Source organism: Streptomyces sp. NPDC057854, from assembly GCF_042797055.1.
In the GTDB taxonomy this organism is placed as follows: Bacteria; Actinomycetota; Actinomycetes; order Streptomycetales; family Streptomycetaceae; genus Streptomyces.
The window spans coordinates 175,702-198,136 of record NZ_JBHVMF010000016.1; the positions used below are offsets into that span (position 1 = coordinate 175,702).

At 72.8% G+C, this 22,435-nt stretch carries 21 protein-coding genes; 9 read left to right on the forward strand and 12 right to left on the reverse strand.

The genetic code is table 11. From position 1 onward, the window contains the following. Positions 1 to 103: 103 nt before the first annotated feature. Positions 104 to 1,135, forward strand: coding sequence for a hypothetical protein (locus ACFVQZ_RS23435; RefSeq protein ID WP_051788080.1), 1,032 nt, complete (start codon positions 104 to 106; stop codon positions 1,133 to 1,135). 61 nt (positions 1,136 to 1,196) lie between these two features. On the opposite strand, the gene ACFVQZ_RS23440 is transcribed toward ACFVQZ_RS23435, so the two are convergent. Next, complete coding sequence (locus tag ACFVQZ_RS23440; RefSeq protein WP_383625648.1) at positions 1,197 to 1,526, reverse strand: DUF5955 family protein; 330 nt, start codon at positions 1,524 to 1,526, stop codon at positions 1,197 to 1,199. A gap of 157 nt (positions 1,527 to 1,683) precedes the next feature. Here ACFVQZ_RS23440 and ACFVQZ_RS23445 point away from each other — a divergent pair, with 157 nt between their 5' ends. From ACFVQZ_RS23445 to ACFVQZ_RS23455, 3 genes are all read left to right on the forward strand, one after another. Continuing rightward, positions 1,684 to 2,322 (forward strand): nucleotidyltransferase family protein, encoded by a 639-nt coding sequence (locus tag ACFVQZ_RS23445; protein WP_030496421.1) that lies wholly within the window; start codon positions 1,684 to 1,686, stop codon positions 2,320 to 2,322. 253 nt (positions 2,323 to 2,575) lie between these two features. Further along, complete coding sequence (aceB, locus tag ACFVQZ_RS23450) at positions 2,576 to 4,207, forward strand: malate synthase A (protein ID WP_030496420.1); 1,632 nt, start codon at positions 2,576 to 2,578, stop codon at positions 4,205 to 4,207. 201 nt (positions 4,208 to 4,408) lie between these two features. Further along, on the forward strand, positions 4,409 to 5,554 hold the full coding sequence (locus tag ACFVQZ_RS23455) for a GDSL-type esterase/lipase family protein (RefSeq protein WP_383625652.1): 1,146 nt from the start codon (positions 4,409 to 4,411) through the stop codon (positions 5,552 to 5,554). 18 nt (positions 5,555 to 5,572) lie between these two features. Here the strand turns inward: ACFVQZ_RS23455 and ACFVQZ_RS23460 are convergent, their stop codons facing one another. After that, positions 5,573 to 7,378: a hypothetical protein gene (locus tag ACFVQZ_RS23460; protein ID WP_383625655.1), complete on the reverse strand. Its 1,806-nt coding sequence runs from the start codon at positions 7,376 to 7,378 to the stop codon at positions 5,573 to 5,575. Between the two features lie 75 nt (positions 7,379 to 7,453). Next, positions 7,454 to 8,407 (reverse strand): fibronectin type III domain-containing protein, encoded by a 954-nt coding sequence (locus ACFVQZ_RS23465; protein ID WP_383625659.1) that lies wholly within the window; start codon positions 8,405 to 8,407, stop codon positions 7,454 to 7,456. Between the two features lie 139 nt (positions 8,408 to 8,546). Between ACFVQZ_RS23465 and ACFVQZ_RS23470 the strand changes: the two genes are divergently transcribed. Next, complete coding sequence (locus ACFVQZ_RS23470) at positions 8,547 to 9,152, forward strand: hypothetical protein (protein ID WP_321193102.1); 606 nt, start codon at positions 8,547 to 8,549, stop codon at positions 9,150 to 9,152. An 86-nt stretch (positions 9,153 to 9,238) separates the two neighbouring features. Here the strand turns inward: ACFVQZ_RS23470 and ACFVQZ_RS23475 are convergent, their stop codons facing one another. The 8 genes from ACFVQZ_RS23475 to ACFVQZ_RS23510 form a co-directional block, all read right to left on the reverse strand. After that, positions 9,239 to 10,585: a nucleobase:cation symporter-2 family protein gene (locus ACFVQZ_RS23475; RefSeq protein ID WP_107645491.1), complete on the reverse strand. Its 1,347-nt coding sequence runs from the start codon at positions 10,583 to 10,585 to the stop codon at positions 9,239 to 9,241. 394 nt (positions 10,586 to 10,979) lie between these two features. Continuing rightward, positions 10,980 to 12,368: an 8-oxoguanine deaminase gene (locus ACFVQZ_RS23480; protein WP_030496414.1), complete on the reverse strand. Its 1,389-nt coding sequence runs from the start codon at positions 12,366 to 12,368 to the stop codon at positions 10,980 to 10,982. A 48-nt stretch (positions 12,369 to 12,416) separates the two neighbouring features. Next, positions 12,417 to 13,835 carry a nucleobase:cation symporter-2 family protein gene (locus tag ACFVQZ_RS23485; protein WP_030496413.1) on the reverse strand — a complete coding sequence of 473 codons (1,419 nt, stop codon included), beginning with the start codon at positions 13,833 to 13,835 and terminating at the stop codon, positions 12,417 to 12,419. 92 nt (positions 13,836 to 13,927) lie between these two features. Continuing rightward, a complete protein-coding gene (gene pucL, locus ACFVQZ_RS23490) occupies positions 13,928 to 14,851 on the reverse strand; it encodes a factor-independent urate hydroxylase (RefSeq protein WP_030496412.1) in 924 nt (307 codons plus the stop codon). Positions 14,852 to 14,856: 5 nt separating this feature from the next. Further along, the gene (uraH, locus tag ACFVQZ_RS23495; RefSeq protein ID WP_030496411.1) at positions 14,857 to 15,264 is read right to left on the reverse strand and encodes a hydroxyisourate hydrolase; all 408 of its coding nucleotides are present in this window, start codon (positions 15,262 to 15,264) and stop codon (positions 14,857 to 14,859) included. After that, positions 15,261 to 15,776 carry a 2-oxo-4-hydroxy-4-carboxy-5-ureidoimidazoline decarboxylase gene (gene uraD, locus ACFVQZ_RS23500; protein ID WP_030496410.1) on the reverse strand — a complete coding sequence of 172 codons (516 nt, stop codon included), beginning with the start codon at positions 15,774 to 15,776 and terminating at the stop codon, positions 15,261 to 15,263. The genes uraH and uraD overlap by 4 nt, the downstream gene beginning before the upstream one ends. A 155-nt stretch (positions 15,777 to 15,931) precedes the next feature. Continuing rightward, positions 15,932 to 16,252: a helix-turn-helix domain-containing protein gene (locus ACFVQZ_RS23505; RefSeq protein ID WP_107645490.1), complete on the reverse strand. Its 321-nt coding sequence runs from the start codon at positions 16,250 to 16,252 to the stop codon at positions 15,932 to 15,934. 44 nt (positions 16,253 to 16,296) lie between these two features. Beyond that, entirely contained in the window at positions 16,297 to 16,557 is a 261-nt protein-coding gene (locus tag ACFVQZ_RS23510; RefSeq protein ID WP_036415824.1) for a hypothetical protein, read from the reverse strand. 140 nt (positions 16,558 to 16,697) lie between these two features. Here ACFVQZ_RS23510 and ACFVQZ_RS23515 point away from each other — a divergent pair, with 140 nt between their 5' ends. From ACFVQZ_RS23515 to ACFVQZ_RS23530, 4 genes are all read left to right on the forward strand, one after another. Beyond that, the gene (locus ACFVQZ_RS23515; protein WP_030496407.1) at positions 16,698 to 17,531 is read left to right on the forward strand and encodes a TIM barrel protein; all 834 of its coding nucleotides are present in this window, start codon (positions 16,698 to 16,700) and stop codon (positions 17,529 to 17,531) included. A 44-nt stretch (positions 17,532 to 17,575) separates the two neighbouring features. Continuing rightward, complete coding sequence (locus ACFVQZ_RS23520; protein WP_383625666.1) at positions 17,576 to 18,466, forward strand: 2-hydroxy-3-oxopropionate reductase; 891 nt, start codon at positions 17,576 to 17,578, stop codon at positions 18,464 to 18,466. 190 nt (positions 18,467 to 18,656) lie between these two features. Then, positions 18,657 to 20,114, forward strand: coding sequence for a catalase (locus ACFVQZ_RS23525; protein ID WP_030496405.1), 1,458 nt, complete (start codon positions 18,657 to 18,659; stop codon positions 20,112 to 20,114). A 466-nt stretch (positions 20,115 to 20,580) separates the two neighbouring features. Continuing rightward, positions 20,581 to 21,252, forward strand: a complete 672-nt coding sequence (locus tag ACFVQZ_RS23530) for a hypothetical protein (protein ID WP_030496404.1) — start codon at positions 20,581 to 20,583, stop codon at positions 21,250 to 21,252. Here ACFVQZ_RS23530 and ACFVQZ_RS23535 read toward each other — a convergent pair. Continuing rightward, positions 21,188 to 22,420, reverse strand: a complete 1,233-nt coding sequence (locus tag ACFVQZ_RS23535; RefSeq protein WP_051788079.1) for a hypothetical protein — start codon at positions 22,418 to 22,420, stop codon at positions 21,188 to 21,190. The two genes, ACFVQZ_RS23530 and ACFVQZ_RS23535, sit on opposite strands and share 65 nt — an antisense overlap. Between the last annotated feature and the right edge of the window lie 15 nt (positions 22,421 to 22,435).

Sequence of the window (22,435 nt, forward strand, 5' to 3'; positions counted from 1 at the left end):
CGCCGTCACCCCTCCCCCCGTCGGAGTGCCCTGATCTTGCCTCACCGCCTCGGGGTGTGCAACGGTCAACTCCCCATGGACACCAACGGGGAGCGAGGGAACCGTGGCTGACCGCGACCTTTTCCGGATCGGGCCGCTGAGGACTCCGTACTACGTCTACGAGGGCGACGGGACGCGCCCCATCAAGGAGGAGAACCTCCGGGTCTACTACGAGCCGGACACCTTCGTGCACGTCCCGGCGGACGTGCTGCGGTGGCGGCAGGAGATCGAGGACGAGCAGGAGACCCGGGCGGTCGCCGGCCTGCCGCAGCGCTGGAACCACCCGCGATTCGCCCTGGAGACCATCGCGGTCACCCGTACCGACCGGCACGAGGACCCGATCGTGGAGCTGCGGTTCTCCCCCGCCGACTACTTCACCTTCCTGGCCGCGCAGCAGCTGGACCGCCGCCTGGAGGAGGGCGAGGGGGTGGGTCTGACGCTGCGGGAGCACTACCTGGACGGGAAGGATCCGGTCGCGGTCAACGGCTTCCTGTCGAGCAGCTTCGGGGCGAACGTGATCGTGGTGTCGGAGCCCGACGACGCGATCCTGGTGTCGCGCCGGAGCGCCACGGTCGGCACGAACCCGAACCGGTGGAACTCCTCGGCGAACGAGGGGATGTCGGGCGTCCACGACCTCAAGGACGGCGTCCCGGACCTGTTCGGCGCGGCGCGGCGGGCGCTGCGCGAGGAGCTGGGCATCCGCGACGACGAACACCGCCTGGAACTGCTGTCGTTCGGCATGGACACGCAGTCGCACCAGTGGGCGGGCTGCTTCCGCGCGGTCCTGCCGGAGCTGGGCGAGGCCGAGCTGCGGGACCGGTGGAGCAGGGGCGTCGACGACAAGTGGGAGCACAGCGGTTACGCGTTCGTCCCGGCCCGGCCCGACGCGCTGCTCGACTTCATGCTGGACCCGGAGAACGTCGGCTGGTGGGCGTCGGGGGCGCCCGCGTTCTTCTACCACGCGCTGGTGCGGACGATGGTGGAGCGGACCGGTTCGGCGGTCGAGGGCCGCGCGGCGGTCGAGGCGGCCATCGCCCCGGCGATCCGCCGCGCGGAGGCCCGTCGCGCGGAGGCGGCGCGTACGGAAACGGAATAGGCGACCCGGGCCGCCGCGCCGGGGGTCCGGCGCCGGGCGGGCGGCCGGTCCGGCACCGGGGTCAGGCGCCGGGCTGCCGGGGCGGGTGGGCGGGGCCGAAGAGTTCGACGGCGTGGCGGACGGCGGCCAGGGCTTCGGAGAGGGCGCTGACGGAGCCGAGCGAGCCGGCGACGAGGAGCAGGCTGCGGCGCAGCCGCCACACCTCGGGGGCGCCGCTCACCGCCATCGCGTCGAGCGCGGCGAGGGCGTCCTCGGCGATCTCGCGGTCGGCGAACTCGACCCGGTGCCCGGCCAGTTCGCGCCGGAGACGGGCCACGGCGGACCGCAGTCCGGTCACCCTCGGGTCCACTGTCTCGCCGGTCACCGGCCTCTGCTCCACGCTCCGCACCACGGCCCCCCACTCCGAGACGTCCGCTCCGGCTGGCTCCGGGCGGTGGTCGGGCGCCCTGAGTGGGGGTCAGTTAACCCCTCGGCCGCCCGGCGGGGAAGAGGCCGGGCGCCGCATTCATGCGACCGTGTCATTCCGCGTCATGCGGTAAGCAGTCCCCATGACGACGACTTCCTCTCCCTCCCCTTCCTCCCCGTCCCCGTCCCCCCTCGTCGCCGGGCTGCTGCTGGCCGCCGGCGGCGGGCGGCGGCTCGGCGGGCGCCCGAAGGCGCTGCTGCCGTACCGGGGCCGGCCGCTGGTCGAACACGCGGTGCGGGTGCTGCGCGAGGGCGGCTGCGCGGTGGTGCACGTGGTGCTGGGCGCGTCGGCGGAGCTCGTACGGGAGCGGGCCGAGCTGTCCGGGTGCGTGCTGGCCGAGAACCCGGGGTGGGCGGACGGGATGGGCTCGTCGCTGCGGGTCGGCCTGGCCTCGCTGGCGGCGGATCCGCGCGGGGTGGACGCCGCGCTGGTGTCGCTGGTGGACCAGCCGGGAATCGGGGCAGCGGCGGTGGCCCGGGTGCGGGAGGCATACGGGGCGCGGGACGCGCTGGCGGCGGCCTCGTACGGCGGGCGGCGGGGACATCCGGTGCTGTTCGGCGCCGACCGGTGGGCGGGGATCGCGGCGGGCGCGGAGGGCGACCGGGGGGCGCGGGACTACCTGGCGGCGCACCGGGCGGAGATCGCCCTGGTGGAGTGCGGGGACGTGGCGGAGCCCTTCGACATCGACACGGCGGCGGACCTGTACCGGCTGGAGGGGTGAGCGGCGCCGGGTGCGGGCACCTGGAGTGAGGGGGCTGGCACTCGGAGCCATGTTCTGTCGACCCGAAGAATCTCGACATCAACAAACGATTGAACTTCCACCATGAGGAAACTAATATCCACTGCATAGAAGCGCCTGAGCCCCGGTGAAGGCGCGCGCGGCCGTATCTCGGCACCCGCGGCACTCCGTGCCGTCCGTGACGCCCGGCGGCCGCGGTACCGCACGCGTAGCCCGCTGAAGGAAGTGACAGGTCATGTCCGCACCAGCGCCGTCCCCCCTGGCCGTCGTCGACGCCGAGCCCCTGCCGCGCCAGGAGGAGGTGCTGACGGAGGCGGCCCTCGCCTTCGTCGCCGAGCTCCACCGCCGGTTCACCCCGCGCCGGGACGAGCTCCTCGCGCGCCGCGCCGAGCGCCGCGCCGAGATCGCCCGCACGTCGACCCTCGACTTCCTGCCGGAGACCGCCGCGATCCGCGCCGACGACTCCTGGAAGGTCGCGCCGGCCCCGGCGGCCCTGAACGACCGCCGCGTCGAGATCACCGGCCCCACCGACCGCAAGATGACGATCAACGCGCTCAACTCCGGCGCGAAGGTGTGGCTCGCGGACTTCGAGGACGCCTCGGCGCCCACCTGGGAGAACGTGGTCCTCGGCCAGCTCAACCTGATCGACGCGTACACCCGGAACATCGACTTCACCGACGCCCGCACCGGCAAGTCGTACGCCCTCAAGCCCGCCGACGAGCTCGCCACCGTCGTCATGCGGCCGCGCGGCTGGCACCTGGAGGAGCGCCACCTCACCTTCGAGGGACGGGCCGTGCCCGGCGCCCTCGTCGACTTCGGCCTGTACTTCTTCCACAACGCGCAGCGCCTGATCGACCTCGGCAAGGGCCCGTACTTCTACCTGCCGAAGACCGAGTCGCACCTGGAGGCCCGCCTCTGGAACGACATCTTCGTCTTCGCCCAGGACTACGTCGGCATCCCGCAGGGCACCGTCCGCGCCACGGTCCTCATCGAGACCATCACGGCCGCGTACGAGATGGAGGAGATCCTCTACGAGCTCCGCGACCACGCCGCCGGCCTCAACGCCGGCCGCTGGGACTACCTCTTCTCCATCGTCAAGAACTTCCGCGACGGCGGGGCCAAGTTCGTCCTCCCGGACCGCAACGCGGTCACGATGACGGCCCCGTTCATGCGCGCGTACACCGAACTCCTCGTCCGCACCTGCCACAAGCGCGGCGCGCACGCGATCGGCGGCATGGCGGCCTTCATCCCGTCCCGCAAGGACGCCGAGGTCAACAAGGTCGCCTTCGAGAAGGTCAAGGCCGACAAGGACCGCGAGGCCGGCGACGGCTTCGACGGCTCCTGGGTCGCCCACCCCGACCTGGTCCCGATCGCCATGGCCTCCTTCGACGCCGTCCTCGGCGACAAGCCGAACCAGAAGGACCGGCTGCGCGAGGACGTCTCCGTGGCGCCCGGCGACCTCATCGCCATCGACTCCCTCGACGCCAGGCCCACCTACGACGGCCTGCGCAACGCCGTCCAGGTCGGCATCCGCTACATCGAGGCGTGGCTGCGCGGCCTCGGCGCCGTCGCCATCTTCAACCTGATGGAGGACGCGGCCACCGCCGAGATCTCCCGCTCGCAGATCTGGCAGTGGATCAACGCCGGCGTCGAGTTCGAGCACGCCGGGGAGACCGTGAAGGCCACCCCCGAGCTGGCCCGCGAGGTCGCCGCCGAGGAGCTGGCCGCCATCCGCGCCGAGATCGGCGACGAGGCGTTCGCTGCCGGCAAGTGGCAGCAGGCCCACGACCTCCTCCTCCACGTCTCCCTCGACGCGGACTACGCGGACTTCCTCACCCTCCCCGCGTACGAGCAGCTCGTCGGCTGACCTCCCGCACCACCACGTCAGGGCCCGGCCCCCGGGAAACGCACAGATCCGGGGCCCGGGCCCTGTCGCGTCACAGGCGACGTGACGCAACCGAGATATGCAGCTACCTAGCGGTAATAAGACGCGCCGTGCGAGATTCCGCCATGCCACCGGCCGGCGGCTGTCCCCCACACCACTGCGCACCCGCAGGAGAGCACAGCCATGCCCTCGACCCCCCACCGCGCGCTGCGCGCGTTCCTCGCCCTGTGCACCGCCGCAGGTCTGGCCTCCCTCACCGCTCCCCCGGCCCAGGCCACCCCCGGCGTCGGCCCCACCGCCGTCGTCGCCCTCGGCGACAGCTACATCTCCGGCGAGGCCGGCCGCTGGCTCGGCAACAGCCTCACGAACACCGGCGCCCGCGACGGCACCGACCGCGCCTGGACCGGCAGCGGCTACGACCCGGCGCGGGTGTACGGCGCCACCGCCGGCGGCTGCCACCGCTCGGACGTCTCCGAGGTGCGCAGCGCCGGGCCCGTCGCGAGCACCCTGATCAACCTCGCCTGCTCCGGGGCGAAGACGGAGCACGTCTTCCGCGCCTCCCAGGGCGGCGTGGCGTTCCGGGGCGAGGCACCGCAGGCCGACCGGCTGGCCGCCGTCGCCGCCTCGCACGACGTGAAGCTGATCGCCCTGTCGATCGGCGGCAACGACCTCGGCTTCGCCGACATCATCAGCACCTGCGCGACCGACTACATCGTCTGGTACTCCTACTGCCACGACGACCAGCAGGCCGCGGTCGACGCCCGGATGGACACGGCGATGGCCGGCGTCGGCAAGGCGGTCGACGAGATCCGGGCCGTGATGAGCGGCGCGGGCTACGCGTCCTCCGACTACCGGATCGTGCTCCAGTCGTACCCGTCGCCGATCCCCCGCGCCGCCGAGAACCGCTACGCCGAGAGCGGCTGGGCCCGGACGAACACCGGCGGCTGCCCGTTCTGGAACAAGGACTCCGACTGGGCGCGCGACTCCCTCGTCCCGCAGCTCGCGAACCGGCTGCGGCAGGTGGCGGTCGCGAAGGGCGCGCAGTTCCTCGACCTGCGGGACGCGCTCCAGGGCCGTGAGGTGTGCGCGAAGGCGAGCCGCCAGGTGACGGCCTCCCTGCCGCCGTCGGGCGCGGCGAGCGAGTGGGCGCGGTGGATCGACAGCCAGTCCACGCAGGGCCTGGTGCAGGAGTCCATGCACCCCAACGCGTACGGCCAGCAGGCGCTCGGGCGCTGCCTCGCGCTGATCCACGCCGTCCCGTCGGGCCACCGCGCCTGCCGGAACACGGCGGGCACGGGGCCGACGGGGATGTACCTCACGACGGGCTGACGGGCTGACAGGGGTACGTCACGGCAGGCGGATGCCGAGCGGGCCGAGGACCCGCTCGGTGCCGTGCCGGTCGGCCTCGGCCATCGCCCGGACGAGGGCGGCCGAGCCGCCCGGCCAGTCGGCCGCCGCCGCGTCGAAGGCGGCCCGCCGGGACTCCAGCGGGCCCTTCTTCGCGGGCAGCCGGTCGAGGACCCGCAGGGCGCGGGCGGAGACCGGGACCTGGACCGGGTCGGCGTCCTCGCCGCGCGCCCGCAGCGCGTCGAGGACGGCGGCGCCGACCACCGGGTCGCGCAGCGCGCCGCGCAAGGCGGACGGCGGGGCGGCGGCCGTGTCGAGGAGCCCGAACAGGGCGCGCACGGCGGCTCCTTCGGACGCGTGGGCGTGGACGGCGGCGAACGCGGCCAGCAGCTCCGACCAGGCGTCGGCTGTTCCCGCGCGCGCGTGCAGCCAGTCGCCGAGCACGCGCGCGGCGGCGGGCTGCGGCCACTGCGCGGCGGCGGCGACCAGTTCCCGCGCGGACCAGGCGGCGGCCTCGGCGGCGGTGGGCGCGGCGACCCGGCGCACCCGCAGCAGGTAGCGGACGGTCGCGGCGCCGCGCGGGGTCAGTGCGAAGGCGTCCCCGGAGCGCAGGACGAGCCCGGTGGCGGCGAGCCGGTCGGCGACGGCGGCGAGGTCCCCGGCCGGGCCTTCGAGGCGGGCCCGGTCGTCCTCGGTGAGGCCGGCGGAGCCGAGCAGCCGGACGAGTTCGGGGACGGGCGGGGTGACGTACGCGCCGGTGACGCCCTCGGGCACGGCGACGGGCACGTCCTCCAGGTCCGGGTCGACGATCCAGTCCTCGTACTCGGCGGCGCGCCGGGCGATCGAGTCGGCGGCGCAGCCGCGCTGGTAGAGCGCGTAGAGCAGGTGCGGGGCCTCGCCGCCGTACGGCTCGTACTCCTCCTCGGCGAGCTCCTCGACGGCGGCGAGCAGCTGGTCGGCGTCCCGTTCGGGGTCGGCGGCGCCCGGGTGCGGGGACTCCGCGGGCGGGGGGACGGGGGCGGCGGGGTCGCCGTAGTGGTCGAGGTGTTCGTCGAGGAGCGCGTCGGCGAGGACGAGGTGGGGGAAGTCGTCGGGGCCGGGCGCGAGGCGGGCGTGGGGGCCGGCGAGCTCGTCGGCGAGTCCCGCGGCGGTCCAGCGGTCGAGGAGCGCGGCGGTGACGCGGCCGACGCCGGCGGCGACAGCGTGGTCGGTGAGGAGGGGGCCCGCGGCGGGCGGCTGTTCGGCGTCGCGGACGTAGGCGCGGGCGACGGCCTCGGCGAGCACGGTCTCGGCGAGCGCGGTGCGTCCCATGAGGTCGGCGCGGTGCACGCCGTCGGGCAGCGGGGCGCCGTCGAGGGCGCCGATCCGGCGGCGGACGTCGTCGGGATCGGCGAGGTCGGCGCCGACGGTGCGCAGCAGCGAGGCGTACCAGCGGTGCCAGGTGAGGTTGCCGGGATCGGTCATGGCCCGTTCGAAGTCGGGTCCGGTCTCCTCGACGACGGCGGCGACGCGCTGCCGCAGCTCGCCGTCGAAGCAGCCGGCGAGGGCGCCGAGGACGGCGGGGTAGGCGGGGAGGTCGCCGGGCGGGGCGTAGACGAAGGCCGGCAGGTCCTCCACGAGCAGCTGCCGGACGAGTCGGGGGTCCGGTTCGGGCAGGCCGCCGGTCCGGTCGGCGCCGCGCAGGGCGAGCAGCCCGAGCACGGCCTCGGCGGCCCGTACGAAGGCCGGGTCGCGGTGCTCGGGGCTGCCGTCGAGGAGCGCCAGGAACTGGTCCAGCCCGGTATTGGTGAGAACGGTCTCGGCCACGGTTCCAGGGTAGGTCGGGGGCGCCGGGATCGGCCTGAGGACGTCCCCCGGGCGGGGCGCGCGATCGGCCTGGGGTCAGCGGACGACGACGGTGCGGGGCGCGGAGAAGTCGCCCCAGGTGCCGTCGGGGAGGCGGGCGCGGAGGGTGAGGGTGAGGGTGGTGCCGGGGGCTGCCTGGGCCGGGAAGGTGTAGGTGGCGCGGCCGGCCGGCGGGGTGGTGCCCCAGACGACGGTGGTGGCGAAGCGGCCGTCGATGTGGAGTTCGTGGTGGGTGACGGGGCCTCCGGTCTCGGGCGGGGTCCAGGTGAGGGTGATCTCGCCGCGGGCGGAGGTGGCGGTGAGGGCGCGCGGGGAGGTGTTGGGGGGCGCGCCGGGGGCGGAGGGGGTGGTGAGGTCGGCGGGGGCGGTGTCGGGGGAGGAGTTCTCGGCGGCGTCGCGGGCGCGGAGGGTGAAGGAGTAGGCGGTGCCGGGGCGGAGGCCGGTGACGCGGGCGGTGGTGGCGGTGCCGGGTGCGGTGTGGATGCGGACGCCGGCCTGGTGGACGTCGTAGGCGGTGACGCGGGTGTCGTCGCGGGCGGGGGTCCAGGTGAGGACGGCGGCGTCGGGGCCGGCGGGGGTGGCGCGCAGGGTGCCGGGGACGGTGGGGGGTCGGCGGTCCTCGGCGGCGGCGCGGAGGGTGGTGGCGGCGACGGCGGGGGTGGCGGGCGAGGTGTTGCCGGCGGCGTCGCGGGCGCGGACGGCGAAGGTGTGGCGGGTGCCGGGGGCGAGGCCGGTGACGTCGGTCATGAGGGTGGTGGCGGGGAGTTCCCTGACCTGGCGGCCGTCCTGGAGGACCTGGTAGGCGGTGACGGCGCGGTCGTCGGTGGCGGCCTCCCACATGACGTGGACGGTGGTGGCGCTGCCGGAGGTGGCGGTGAGGCCGGTGGGGGGTGCCGGCGGGGTGGTGTCGGGGGGCGGGCCGGCGGAGCAGGACGGGAGCGCGGCGAGCGCGATCGCGGTCAACAGGCGTGCGGTGAGCGGGCGTTGCACGGGCCGGCCTCCGTCCCTCGGAAAGGTCCAGACCTATATCGCATGCGGAGGGAGCGGTTCGCAAGGGGGCGTCACGGGGTCGTTGTCAGTGGGGTGCGCTTCACTGGGACCGTCACGCTGAGTAATCGCATCTGGGGGGATGATGACGGACCGTACGCTGTACGTGTCGCCGGCCGGGCTGCGGCGGCGCGGCTGGAGCGACGCGATGGTGCGGGAGCTGCTGGGACTGCCGGACGTGCAGGGGCGCGACCCGCGCCGGTACGCGCCGGCGCCGGTGCGGCTGTATCTGCTGGCGCGGGTGGAGGCGGTGCAGCGGACGCCGGAGTTCACGGCGGCGTCGGCCGCGCTGGCGGAGGCGCGGCGGCCCGCGGCCGTCGGGGTGCTCGCCGGGACGCGGCGGGCCGCGGTGCTGGCGGCGATCCGGGCCGAGCCGATCGAGGTGCCGCGGCTGCCGGCGGCCGAGCTGGAGCGGCGGGCGGTCCGCCACCGGCACCTGGCGGCCCTGCGGGGCGGACCGGCGGTGCGCGGCGGACCGGCGCCGGCCGGCTCGCTCGTCCGCTGGCAGGTGGGCTATCTGCGCCAGGCGCTGGCCCGATACGAGACGCTGCTCGACGGGCTGTACGGCGACACCGGCCGCCGCGAGGCCGAGCGGCTGCTGCGGCGCAGGCTGTACGAGGCGATCGCCGCCGCGTACCCCGCGCTGGCCGGGGAGTGCGCCCGGCGGATCGCCCGGGAGGAGCCGTGAGGGCGGCGGACACGGCGCCGCCCCGGGCCCCGCGGGGTGCGCGGGGCCCGGGGCGGGCGGGGCGGTGGTGCCGGGGCGTCCGGTCGCTAGTGGGCGTGGACCGTCTTGGCGCGGGTCTCGGAGATCTCCTCGCCAGGCTCCATCGGCGCCGTCACCTCGTCGTCGTCCCGGCGCTTGCCGAAGTGGTTGAAGACCACGTTGAGCAGGACGGCCGCGACGCAGCCGGTGGAGATGCCGGAGTCCAGGATGATCTGCGCGGTCTCCGGGAAGGCGTGGTAGAAGTCCGGCTTCGTGATCGGGATGATGCCGACCGCGATCGAGACGGCCACGATGAGGACGTTGTTGTCCTTCTCCAGGCCGGCCTTGACCAGAGTCTGGATGCCGCTGGCCGCGACCGAGCCGAAGAGAACGACGCCCGCGCCGCCGAGGACCGGGCGGGGCACGACCGAGATCAGCGAGGCCATCACCGGCGACAGGCCCATCAGGACCAGGATGCCGCCGCCGCAGGCGACGACGAAGCGGCTGCGGATCCGGGTCATGGCGACCAGGCCGACGTTCTGCGCGAAGGCGCTGCACATGAAGCCGTTGAAGAGCGGGCTGAGCGCCGACCCGAGGGTGTCGGCGCGCAGACCGGCCGCGATGGTCTTCTCGTCGGCGGGCCGCTCGACGATCTCGCCGAGCGCCAGCATGTCGGCGGTCGACTCGGTCATCGAGACCAGCATGACCACGCACATCGAGATGATCGCGGCGAGCGCGAACTGCGGGGCGCCGAAGTGGAAGGGGGTGGGGAAGCCGACGATGTCCGCCTCGGCCACCGGCGTGAAGTCGGTGACGCCGAAGGGTATGGCGATCACCGTGCCGAGGACGAGGCCGACGAGCACCGCGATCTGCTTGAGGAAGCCGCGGGTGAAGCGGCGCAGCAGCAGCACGATGGCGAGGGTGACGGCCGCCAGGCCGAGGAACTTGCCCGAACCGTAGTCCTCGGCCGCCGGGTTGGGCCCCTGGGCCCAGCCGAAGGCGACCGGCAGCAGCGAGATGCCGATGAGGGTGATGACGGTGCCGGTGACGACCGGCGGGAAGAACCGGACCAGCCGGGAGAACCACGGCGCGGCGAGGAAGCCGAGCAGACCGGCGACGATGATCGCGCCGAAGATGATCGGCAGCGCGTCGGCCTTGTCCTCCGCGGTGTCGACGATGGCCAGCATGGGGGCCACGCCGGCGAAGGTGACGCCGTTGACGAAGGGGAGCTTGGCGCCGATCTTCCAGACGCCGAGCGTCTGGAGGAAGGTCGCGAGGCCGGCCGTGAAGAGGCTGGCGCCGGTCAGGAAGGTGAGTTCGGTGCCCGAGAGGCCGACGGCCGCTCCGACGATCAGCGGCGGGGCCACCACGCCCGCGTACATGGCGGCCACGTGCTGGAGGCCGCTGGTGAACATCTTCAGAGGGGGCAGGGTCTCGTCGACCGGATGCTTGGTCCGGTCTTCCGGGGCGGTGCCTGCGTCTTGTGCATTGCGAACCTGGGGCTCGTCGGCCACGGCGGTTCCTCCGGTCGGGTACACGTCGGCGGTGACGCGGGTGTCAGGGAGGTGGTGCGATGCGGTGCGAAGTGCAGGAGGTGCGGCTCGGTGCGGGGTGGTGCGGCGCGCCGGCGGAGGGGGTACGGCGCGGGGACGGGACGCCCGGTGGGGGTGCGGGCGGGGGGGCACCGTGCCGGGGGGCGCCGTACGACGGGTGCGTACGGCGCCTCCCGGTCCGGCTGCCGCGGACCCGGCTCGGGTCCGCGGCGACCGGTCGAGGGCCGTCCCCCTCGACCGGACTCCGGGGGGAGGGTCAGCCCTGGGCCGCGATGCGGGCCAGGCGCTGCGCCTCCGTGCGCGCGTCGCGCGCGATGGTGTCCTCGTCGACGGTGAGCAGCCGGTTGTTCTCGACGATCTGCTCGCCGTTGACGAAGGACGCGGTGACCGGGGCCGCCGCGCCGAAGACGATGGCGGTGACCGGGTCGGCGATCGACGAGTGGCCGAGGCCGTCGATCTTCCAGAGGACGAAGTCGGCGAGCTTGCCGGCCTCCAGGGAGCCGATGCTGTCGGCCCGGCCGAGGACCTGCGCGCCGCCGTAGGTGCCGAGGCGGAGGGCCTGGCGGGCGTTGAGCGCGGCCTCGCGGTGGGCGCCGAGGCGGTTGATCAGCAGGGCGTTGCGGAGTTCGGTGTGGAGCTCGCCGGACTCGTTGGAGGCGGTGCCGTCGACGCCGAGGCCGACGGGGACGCCCGCCTTCAGCATGTCGGGGACGCGGGCGATGCCGGCGGCGAGGCGCGCGTTGGACGACGGGCAGTGGGCGACACCGGTCTTCGTGCGGGCGAAGGCGGCGATGTCGGAGTCGTTCATGTGGACGCAGTGCGCCATCCACACGTCCTCGCCGAGGAAGCCGGTCGACTCGAAGTAGTCGGTCGGGCCCATGCCGAAGAGCTCGTGGCAGAACTTCTCCTCCTCCACGGTCTCCGAGCCGTGGGTGTGCATGCGCACCCCAAGGCGGCGGCCGAGGGCGGCGCCCTCGCGCAGCAGCTCGGTGGAGATGGAGAAGGGCGAGCAGGGGGCGACGGCGACCTGCGTCATCGAGTCGAAGGAGGCGTCGTGGTGCTTCTTGACGGTCTCCTCGGTCGCGGCGAGCGCGCCCTCGGTGGTCTCGACGGCGAAGTCCGGCGGCAGGCCGCCGTCCTTCTCGCTGCGGTCCATGGAGCCGCGGGCCAGGGTGAAGCGGACGCCCATCTCGGAGGCGGCGCCGATGATGGCGCCGGAGAGGTCGCCGGAGCCCTTCGGGAAGACGTAGTGGTGGTCCATGGCGGTGGTGACGCCGCCGCGGGCCATCATGGCGAGCGAGCCCTGGGCGGCGACCCGCACCATCTGCTCGTCGATCCGCGCCCACGTCGGGTACAGCGCGACCAGCCAGTTGAAGAGGTTGTGGTCGGTGGCCAGGCCCCGGGTGATCCACTGGTAGAAGTGGTGGTGGGTGTTGACCAGGCCCGGGGTGACCAGGTGGCCGGTGGCGTCGATCCGCCGGACCACGTTCTCCAGGTTCTCGGGGGCCTTGCCGGCGCCGAGCGACTCGATCCTGTTGCCGGCGACGACGAGGTAGCCGGAGGCGTACTCGGTGTCGTGCGCGTCGACGGTGGCGATCGCCGCGTTCTCGATGACGATGCGCCGGTCTGCCGAAGGTGCTGCCATGGCGGTGCTTCCTTCATTCCTCATGGGTGGGTTGGGCACGGCAGGACCCTAGGAGGATTTGAGTGCCGGGGCCGTCTGACGGCTCCGGGTGCCGAGATGATGGAAGAACAGGTTCAGCAGGACGGCGACGAGCGCGCCGGCGCTGATGCCGGAGCCGAGCACGGTCTGCGCCCAGGCGGGGAATCCGGCGTAGAAGGTGGGGGCGGCGAGCGGGATGATGCCCGCGCCGAGCGCGACCGCCACCAGGATGATGTTGGAGCTGTCGTCGAGTCCGGCCTCGGAGAGGGTCCGGATGCCGCTGACCGCGATGGAGCCGAAGAGGACGATGCCGGCGCCGCCGAGGACGGGCATCGGGACCAGGGAGACGACCGCGCCGAGGACCGGGAAGGCGCCGAGCACCAGGAGGGCGCCGCCGGCGACGGCGACCACGTAGCGGGACCGGACCCGGGTGAGCGAGACGACGCCGACGTTCTGCGCGAAGGCGGAGGTCGGGAAGCCGCCGAAGACGGGGCCGAGCAGGGTCGCGATGCCGTCGGTGCGCAGGCCGCGGGTGATGGTCTTCCCGTCGCTGGGACGGTCGCAGATCTCGCCGAGGGCGAGCATGCCGGCGCTGGACTCGGTCATGAGGACCAGCATCACGATGCACAGGGAGAGGATCGCGGCGGGCTGGAACTCGGGGGCGCCGAAGGCGAAGGGCGTGGGCAGCGCGGCGACCGGCGCCTCGCGCAGGGCGGTGAAGTCGGCCATCCCGAACGGGATCGCGGCGAGGGTGCCGATGAACAGGCCGAGGAGCAGGGCGATCTGCTTGAGGAAGCCGCGGCCGAAGCGCTGGAACAGCAGGACGACGACCAGGGTGAAGCCGGCGAGCGCGAGGTACTTCATGGCGCCGAAGTCGGCGGCGGTCTTGTCGCCGCCCTGGGCCCAGCTGACGGGCACCGGCATCAGGGTGACGCCGATCAGGGTGATGACGACGCCGGTGACGAGCGGCGGGAAGAAGCGGAGCAGCCGGCCGAAGAAGGGGCCGACGGCGAGGCAGAAGACGCCGGCGACCATGACCGCGCCGTAGATGGCGGGGAGCTGGTGTCCGGGGGCGCTCGTCTCGGCGATGGCCAGCATGGGCGCGATGCCGGCGGAGGAGGCGGCGTTGACGAACGGGAGCCGGTTGCCGGCGAAGTTCCGGACGCCGAGGGTCTGGAGGATGGTCGCGAGGCCCGCGATGAGCAGGCTGGCGGCGATGAGCCGGGTCATCCCGGCGGCGTCCAGGCCGACGGCCTGGCCGATGATGAGCGGAGGGGTGACGACGCCGGCGTACATGGCGGCGATGTGCTGGAGTGCCGCGGGGACGAGCCGCGAGGCGGGGAGCTTCTCGTCCACCGGGTGGCAGGCGGCCTGGGGCGGGGCCGAGGGGGACGACGGGGTGGGACACGGGCCTTCGGTGGACGCCGGCCCCGGTGCGGGCAGTGCCATGCTGGGTTCCCTCCGGTCTGGTGCCGGTCCCCGCCCGACTGCGGGCGGGCGGGGACCGGTTCACTCAGTGCCGCTCAGAGATGTGGTGCCGCTCAGAGGTTGGTCATGTCGACCGGGATGAGCGCCTCGGCGCCGTCACGCAGGACCGTGGCCTCGATGAGGCCGTACATGCGGTCCGCGGCGTAGTAGACCTCGTTGTCGTTCTTCAGCCCGAAGGGCTCGAGGTCGACCAGGAAGTGGTGCTTGTTCGGGAGCGAGAAGCGCACCTCGTCGATCTCCGCGCGGTGGTTGATGATCCGCGTGGCCATCTGGTACAGCGTCTGCTGGAGGGAGTACGAGTACGTCTCCGCGAACGCCTCCAGCATGTGCTTCTTCGTCTGCTCGTAGGACCGCTCCCAGTTGGGCATCCGCTGGTCGTCGTCGGTCCAGTTGAACCGCCAGCGGCCGGACACCTGGGTGGCCAGGATGCGGTCGTACGCCTCCTGGAGGGTGGTGTACTGGTCCTTGATGTAGCCCCAGAACTCCGAGTTGGTGGAGTTCATGACGACGAGGTCCTTGAGGCCGGAGATGACCTCCCACTTCTCGCCGTCGTAGGTGACCTGGGTGACCCGGGTCTCCTGGCCCTTGCGGGCGAAGGAGTGGTTGACCTCGTCGGCGCCGATGAACTTGGAGTTGGCGTCGGAGGAGGCGATGCGCTCCCAGGCGTACTCCTCGATCCGGATCCGGGCCCGCTTGATCGGCTCCTGGCTCGTCACGAAGTGGCGGGCGAGGTGGATGCCGAACTGCTCGGCGGACTCGATGCCGTACTCCTTGGCGAACGCGAAGACGGTGTTCTTCGTCGTGTCGGTGGGGAGGCAGTTGGCGTTGGAGCCGGTGAGGTGGACGTCGCTGAGGTCGCCGGAGAGGGCGACGGAGACGTTCAGGTCCTTGATGTGGTGGGTGGCGCCGTCCCGCGTGATCTTGACGACGCGGTTCTCTGCTTTGCCGTACTGGTTCTGGCCGAGAATCGTGGGCATGTCTGCTAGCTCCCTCGGTAAACGGAGTAGCCGAACGGGTTGAGCAGCAGCGGTACGTGGTAGTGCTCGCCCGGCTTGACGGCGAACGTGATCGCCACCTCCGGGAAGAAAGCACCGGCCGGACCGCTGTCCCGATTCGCGGGGGCGTCCTGCTGCGCCTCGGCTTGCTGGTTCTGCTTGCTCAGGAAGTACGCCTCGGTCTCGAAGTCGAGGCGTACGTGGGTGGTGCCGACCGGCAGGGCCGGCAGGTCCTTGCACCGTCCGTCGGCGTCGGTGGCCGAGCCGCCGAGCGTCACCCAGGCGGCGTCGGAGCCGGCGCGGGCGGCGAGGGTGATCGCCACGCCCTCCGCGGGGCGTCCGATGCTGGTGTCCAGGATGTGGGTGGACACCGAGGCCGTGGTGTCGGTGCTCATGCGGCGCTCTCTTCCTCTACGAGTCGGGTGAGCCGGATGCGGTTGATCTTGCCCAGTTCGGTGCGGACGATCTCGCGCTCCTGCTCGGGCGCGTTGCCGATCCGCTCCTTGACCGCGTCGCGCATCTGCTCGCCGGTCCTGCCGGTGGCGCAGATGAGGAAGACGTGGCCGAACTTCTCCTGGTAGGCCAGGTTCAGTTCGAGCATCTCGGCCTTGAGCTCGGCGGAGGAGCCGGCCATCCCGCTCTGCTCGCGGGTGGACGTGGCGTCCCCTTCCTTCGGGCGACCGATCGGCGGGTGGCCCGCCATCGCCTCGGCCAGGTCCTCGGCGGTGAGCTCGGCCGTGGCGGCGTCGCTCGCGAGGAAGAGGGCTTCGGCGGTGGCGTACGGGCGCTGGGCGAGGACCCTGCTCCCCCACGCCGAGCTGGTGCACACCTCGTGGAGCGCGGCACGGGCCTCGCTCTCCGCGGAGGTGTTGAACCGGGTGAGGCCCGGTGTCGTACCTGAAGTCACGGGAAGCCTCCGTGGCTGTTTTTCGCTGTGCGTCGGACGGGCTGCGGATAGCTAACGCCCTCGGCAACACCACGTCAACACTTTGTTGAAAACTCGGTGACACAAAAGCCGTCGTCCCGACATGCGGACGACGGCTCGTGGCAAATCTTGATCAACTAGGCGTTCTTGGAGGCGTTTTCCCTGTTCAGGTAGTTGTAGACGGTGAAGCGGCTGACACCGAGTGCCCCGGCCACCGTCTCCACTCCGTGCCGCACCGCGAACGCGCCGCGGGCCTCCAGCACCCGGACGACCTCCTGCTTGGCCTTGCGGTCGAGTTCCGCCAGCGGCATCCCGTGCCGCCGCTCCATCGCCGCGAGGATGTGGTCCAGGGAGTCGGACAGCTGCGGCAGCCGTACGGCGAGGACGTCCTCGCCCTCCCAGGACAGCACGACGTCGTCGGCCGCCGCCTGGGCCGGCTCCAGCACTTCCGCGCCCATCGCGTCGACCAGCGGCTTCACCGCCGCCGTCAAGGGATGCTCGGTCACTTCGCGTCCTCCCCGCCCTCACCGATCACGTTGACCTGGAGCGAGACCCGGGTGGCACCGGCGGCGAGCGCCTTGCGCAGCAGCTCGTCGACGGCGGTGAGCACGGCCTCGGCGCCGCCTTCCGCGGTGTTGCCGAAGGGGCCGACGTCGACGGCGTCCAGTTCCGCCGACTGGATGACCTCACGCGCCACGACCGCGTGCGCCGGCGCCTCGTCGAGGTCGAACGGCTCGGTCGTGAACTCCACTCTCAAACGCACCATGCCCCCACGCTACGGGCCGTTCGCGCCACTGGGGAGCCCCGGACCTGCGGGGACCTCTTGACAAGTGGAGCGCTCGCCCGGCAACCTTCCGTCAGACAGAAAACGACTTCCGCAATACGGAAGGAGCGCCGCCCCTCATGGGATACTCGGACCAGCGCTTCGATGTGAACCTGTCGATCCTCTTCACGGAACTCCCGCTCCTGGAGCGCCCCGCGGCCGCCGCCGCGGCCGGCTTCACCGCGGTCGAGCTGTGGTGGCCCTGGATCGACACCGCCACCCCCGAGCAGAGCGAGCTCGACACCCTCAAGAAGGCCCTCGAGGACGCCGGCACCCAGCTCGTGGGCCTGAACTTCTACGCCGGACAGCTCCCCGGCCCGGACCGCGGCGCGGTCTCGGTCCCGGGCGAGGAGTCCGACCGCTTCAAGGCCAACATCGACATCGCCGCGGACTTCGCCGCCTCGGTCGGCTGCAAGGCGCTCAACGCGCTCTACGGCAACCGCGTGGAGGGCGTCGACCCGGCGGCCCAGGACGCCCTCGCCCTGGAGAACCTGGTCCTGGCGGCCCGCGCCGCCGACCGCGTCGGCGCGATCCTGCTGATCGAGACCCTCAACAAGCCGGAGTCGCCGCTCTACCCGCTGGTGAGCGCCCCCTCCGCGATCGAGATCGTCGACAAGGTGAACGAGGCCACCGGGCTCGGCAACGCCAAGTTCCTCCTCGACATCTACCACCTGGCCATGAACGGCGAGGACGTCAGCGAGGTCATCGCGCGGTACGCCGACAAGACCGGCCACGTCCAGATCGCGGACATGCCGGGCCGCGGCGCCCCGGGCACCGGCGAACTGCCGCTGGAGCAGCTGCTCGACGAGTTGAGGAAGGCCGGTTACGACGGCTTCGTCGGCCTGGAGTACAAGGCCGCCGACGCCGCCGCGTCCTTCGAATGGCTCGCCGCCGAGGCCCGCCCGGCCCGCTGACGCAGGCCCCCTCCCCGTACCACCTTGTTTTGAGAGGCACCCTCATGAGCAACCTCCCCAAGATCGCGTGGATCGGCCTCGGCATCATGGGTTCCCCCATGTCCGAGAACCTGATCAAGGCCGGCTACTCGGTCACCGGCTTCACCCTGGAGCAGGACAAGCTGGACCGCCTGGCCGCCGCCGGCGGCACCGCGGCCGGCTCGATCGCCGAGGCCGTCAAGGACGCCGACGTGGTCATCACGATGGTGCCCGCCTCCCCGCAGGTCGAGGCGATCTCCTACGGCCCCGAGGGCATCCTGGAGAACGCGAAGCAGGGCGCGCTGATCATCGACATGTCGTCGATCACCCCGCAGACCTCCGTCGACCTGGCCAAGAACGCCAAGGAGAAGGGCATCCGCGTCATCGACGCCCCCGTCTCCGGCGGCGAGGCCGGCGCCATCGAGGCCGTGCTCTCCATCATGGTCGGCGGCGAGCAGGCCGACTTCGACGAGGCCCGCCCGATCCTGGAGGCCCTCGGCAAGACCATCGTCCTCTGCGGCCCGCACGGCTCCGGCCAGACGGTCAAGGCGGCCAACCAGCTCATCGTCGCCGTGAACATCCAGGCGTGCGCCGAGGCCGTGGTCTTCCTGGAGAAGTCCGGCGTGGACCTCCAGGCCGCCCTCGACGTCCTCAACGGTGGTCTGGCCGGCTCGACCGTGCTGACCCGCAAGAAGGACAACTTCCTGAACCGGGACTTCAAGCCCGGCTTCCGGATCGACCTGCACCACAAGGACATGGGCATCGTGACCGACGCCGCCCGCAACGTCGGCGCGGCCCTCCCGGTCGGCGCCGTGGTCGCCCAGCTCGTCGCCTCGCTGCGCGCGCAGGGTGACGGCGGCCTGGACCACTCGGCCCTGCTCCGCGCCGTCGAGCGCCTCTCCGGCGCGCAGGTCTGACCGGCCGCCCCGGAGCTCCCGGGGCCCCAGATTTCCGGTCGGCGGCGGTGCTGACACCTGTCCTGTCGCGCCCAAGGCGCCGCCGCCGACCGGAACACCACACTTCAATTTCAACAAACTGTTGACGCTGTGTTCGAGGCGAACTTACGCTCCACGGCAAGCCAGCAGGTATCCGTACGGAAAGGCCACCATGTCGAAGCGCGTGCTTACGACCGAGTCCGGCGCCCCCGTCGCCGACAACCAGAACTCCGCCACCGCCGGCGTCGGTGGCCCCCTCCTCCTCCAGGACCAGCACCTGCTGGAGAAGCTCGCGCGCTTCAACCGTGAGCGGATCCCGGAGCGCGTGGTGCACGCCCGCGGCTCCGGCGCGTACGGCTACTTCGAGGTGACCGACGACGTCACCGGCTTCACGAAGGCCGACTTCCTCTCCGAGGTGGGCAAGAAGACGGAGCTGTTCATCCGCTTCTCCACCGTGGCCGACTCGCTCGGCGGCGCGGACGCGGTCCGCGACCCGCGCGGCTTCGCGGTGAAGTTCTACACCGCCGAGGGCAACTACGACCTCGTCGGCAACAACACCCCGGTGTTCTTCATCAAGGACCCGATCAAGTTCCCCGACTTCATCCACTCGCAGAAGCGCGACCCCTTCACGGGCAAGCAGGAGCCGGACAACGTCTGGGACTTCTGGGCGCACGCCCCCGAGGCCACCCACCAGATCACCTGGCTCATGGGCGACCGCGGCATCCCGGCGTCGTACCGCCACATGAACGGCTACGGCTCGCACACCTACCAGTGGACCAACGAGGCGGGCGAGGCGTTCTTCGTCAAGTACCACTTCAAGACGAACCAGGGCATCCGCTCGCTCTCCTCCGAGCAGGCCGCCGAGCTCGTCGGCAAGGACGCCAACTCGCACCAGACCGACCTGCTCCAGGCGATCGAGCGCGGCGTGAACCCGTCCTGGACGCTGTACGTGCAGGTCATGCCGGCCGCCGAGGCCGCCGACTACCGCTTCAACCCGTTCGACCTCACCAAGGTGTGGCCGCACGCCGACTACCCGCTCCAGCGCGTCGGCCGGATGGTCCTCGACCGCAACCCGGACAACGTCTTCGCCGAGGTCGAGCAGGCCGCGTTCTCCCCGAACAACTTCGTCCCGGGCATCGGCCCCTCGCCGGACAAGATGCTCCAGGGCCGCCTCTTCGCCTACGCGGACGCCCACCGCTACCGCCTCGGCGTCAACCACACCCAGCTCCCGGTGAACGCCCCCAAGGCGACCGTCGCCGAGAACTACGGCCGGGACGGCTTCATGGCCACCCGCAACGGCTCGCGGTACGACAAGAACTACGAGCCCAACTCGTACCAGGGCCCGGCGCAGACCGACACGCCGCTCTCCGCGCCGCTCGCGATCCACGGCTGGACCGGCACCCACGCGGCCCCGCAGCACACCAAGGACGACGACTTCTTCCAGGCCGGCGAGCTGTACCGCCTGATGTCGGAGGACGAGAAGTCCCGCCTGATCGCCAACATCGCCGGCGGTCTCTCCCAGGTGTCCCGCGAGGACGTCATCGAGAAGAACATCGCCCACTTCGCCGCTGCCGACCCCGAGTACGGCAAGCGCGTCGAGGAGGCCGTCCGCGCCCTGCGCGAGGACTGAGATTCTCCGACACCCAGACCGCGTACGGCATCTGACGGGAGGTCAATGCCGTACGCCGTCCGGAACACCGGCCCGGATGAGGGGTGGCCGGTGTTCATGGACAGCGTGAGGACCGCGGCGGCTGCGAGCCAGTGCGGTGGCCAGGCCGCCCGGCCGCCCTTCCAGACCTGAAGGAAGGGACCGGCCCGGGCGTCCGCCGGAGCCGCCGCGGTCCCAACGCCCGCTCCCCCACGGGAGCCCCACGACTCCGCCCGGCGGTGCGAACGTCCTGTCGCGCCAGCCTCGCACCGCCGGGCGGTCACGAGACGAGAGCGCGGAACCAGGTTTACGGTCCCTGGTTCCGCGCTCTTTCGCGTCCGCGCCCACCCGCACCGCATCGTTTCTGCGGTGAAGATCCGCACCCGCCCGGGGGAGCGCACCGCGATTCGGCCCCCGTGCGCCCCGCCCCGGCGCTATCCAGCCGTACGTGATCAAGAACCTGATGCGCGGCCTCGTCCCGCTCGCCCTCGTCCTGTCCCCGCTCGCCGCCCCCTCCCCCGCCCCCGCCGCCTCCGGAGGCGTCCAGCTCTTCCCCGACGCGCTCGCCGAACTGACCGAGGCCGACGAGAAGCCCGCCGGATACCAGGAGTCGGCCTTCCCGCACTGGGACAAGGGCCTCGACACCTCCGACGACTGCGACACCCGCGCCGAGGTGCTGCTCGCGGAGGCCGTCGAGGCACCCGCCACCGGCGCCGGCTGCGCCCTCACGGGCGGCCGGTGGACCTCGTACTACGACGGCCAGACCGTCACCGACCCGGCGCTGCTCCGCGTCGACCACCTCGTCCCGCTGGAGGAGGCATGGGCCTCGGGGGCGTCCGGCTGGACGGCGGCCCGGCGGGCCAAGTACGCCAACGACCAGGGGGCCGCGGCCACCCTGGTCGCCGTGACCGCCCGCAGCCAGAAGGCGAAGGCCGGCCAGGACCCGGCCGCCTGGGTCCCGGACGGCAACGCCGCCTACTGCCGCTACGTCGGCGAGTGGGTCGGCACCAAGCTGCGCTGGGGGCTGACGGTCGACAAGGACGAGATGGAGGCGCTCAAGCTGTTCGCCGACGGCCCGTGCGAGGAGACGGTCGTGCTGCGCTCGACAGCCCCGCGGTGAGCATCCCGGTGACGGCGAGCGAGGCCCCCGCCAGGAGGGCCATCGCCGTCGCCGGCGAGGTCAGCTGCGCCAGTCCGCCTGCCAGGGCCGCGGCCAGGCCCTGGCAGGCGAGCATTCCGGAGCCGTGCAGGCCGAGCGCGTGTCCGCTCGTCTCCTCCGGGACCAGCGCCAGCAGCCGTTCCTGGTACAGCAGGCTCGCGCCGTAACCGGCCGCGGAGACGGCCACGGCCGCGCCCGCCACCGCCGGAGGCAGCCCCGTGCCCAGCGCGAAGAGCAGGTACGGGGCCGCCAGGAGCGCCTGGAGGGGCGCGGCGAGCCGCCTCCGCAGCCGCGGCGGCGCGAAGCGCCCCAGGACGGTGTCCCCGGCGAGCATCCCGGTGGCGGCGCAGGCGAAGAGCAGGGCGGCGCGCTCGGGGTCGTACGCCACGAACAGCGCCTCGCAGCCGACGATCAGCCCGTTGGGCACCCACAGCGCCAGGAAGAGGAGCCGGCGGTGGCGGTCGGCGAGCAGCCGCACGGTGGTCCGCCAGGTCCCGGCGGCCGAGATCCGGCCGGTGGCGCGCGGCGGACGGGCGGCGAGGCCCAGGCGGTAGACGGCGGCGGCGAGGACGTAGAGGACGGCGCCGGCGAGGAGGGTGCCGCGCGGGGCGAGCACGGCGAGCAGGACACCGCCGGCGGCGAAGCCCGCGATCTGGCAGACGCCGGCCGTCATGTTGAGCACCGACCGGCCGAGCAGATAGCGCTCGCGCGGCAGGATCTCGCCGAGCAGCCCGTACCGCACTCCCCCGCCCAGCGAGCCGACGACGCCGACCACGGCGAGGAGTCCGAAGGCGGCGCCGAGCGGCAGCCCGGGCAGGGCCTGCACGCCGGTGCCGGCGGCGAAGACGGCGGACACGGCGGCGAGGGCGGTACGCGGCGGCAGCCGGTCGGCGGCGGACAGCAGCGTCACGGCGCCGAGCAGCTGCGCCAGCGAGGGCCCGAACAGGGCGAGCGCGCTGAGCAGCGGGGACCCGGTGGACCGGAACACCAGGGTGGCGAGGCCGAGTCCGGCGACGGTCTGCGCGGCGGTCTGCGCGGAGCCGGCCAGGAAGAGGGGCGTGAACCCGGGGGTGCGGAACAGGTCGCGGTAGCCCGCCGCGGCGGGCGCCTCGGAGACGGAGAGGGGCATGCCGGGGATTCTGCG

Excerpts from the sequence above, each read along its gene's own strand:
- ACFVQZ_RS23520 (WP_383625666.1), top strand. The coding sequence starts at position 17,576 with ATGAGCAACCTCCCCAAGATCGCGTGGATCGGCCTCGGCATCATGGGT.
- ACFVQZ_RS23535 (WP_051788079.1), bottom strand. The coding sequence starts at position 22,420 with ATGCCCCTCTCCGTCTCCGAGGCGCCCGCCGCGGCGGGCTACCGCGAC.
- ACFVQZ_RS23505 (WP_107645490.1), bottom strand. The coding sequence starts at position 16,252 with ATGGGCGCGGAAGTGCTGGAGCCGGCCCAGGCGGCGGCCGACGACGTC.
- ACFVQZ_RS23485 (WP_030496413.1), bottom strand. The coding sequence starts at position 13,835 with ATGGCACTGCCCGCACCGGGGCCGGCGTCCACCGAAGGCCCGTGTCCC.
- aceB (WP_030496420.1), top strand. The coding sequence starts at position 2,576 with ATGTCCGCACCAGCGCCGTCCCCCCTGGCCGTCGTCGACGCCGAGCCC.
- ACFVQZ_RS23475 (WP_107645491.1), bottom strand. The coding sequence starts at position 10,585 with ATGTTCACCAGCGGCCTCCAGCACGTGGCCGCCATGTACGCGGGCGTG.
- ACFVQZ_RS23480 (WP_030496414.1), bottom strand. The coding sequence starts at position 12,368 with ATGGCAGCACCTTCGGCAGACCGGCGCATCGTCATCGAGAACGCGGCG.
- ACFVQZ_RS23445 (WP_030496421.1), top strand. The coding sequence starts at position 1,684 with ATGACGACGACTTCCTCTCCCTCCCCTTCCTCCCCGTCCCCGTCCCCC.
- pucL (WP_030496412.1), bottom strand. The coding sequence starts at position 14,851 with ATGCCCACGATTCTCGGCCAGAACCAGTACGGCAAAGCAGAGAACCGC.
- uraH (WP_030496411.1), bottom strand. The coding sequence starts at position 15,264 with ATGAGCACCGACACCACGGCCTCGGTGTCCACCCACATCCTGGACACC.
- ACFVQZ_RS23515 (WP_030496407.1), top strand. The coding sequence starts at position 16,698 with ATGGGATACTCGGACCAGCGCTTCGATGTGAACCTGTCGATCCTCTTC.
- ACFVQZ_RS23455 (WP_383625652.1), top strand. The coding sequence starts at position 4,409 with ATGCCCTCGACCCCCCACCGCGCGCTGCGCGCGTTCCTCGCCCTGTGC.
- ACFVQZ_RS23525 (WP_030496405.1), top strand. The coding sequence starts at position 18,657 with ATGTCGAAGCGCGTGCTTACGACCGAGTCCGGCGCCCCCGTCGCCGAC.
- ACFVQZ_RS23470 (WP_321193102.1), top strand. The coding sequence starts at position 8,547 with ATGATGACGGACCGTACGCTGTACGTGTCGCCGGCCGGGCTGCGGCGG.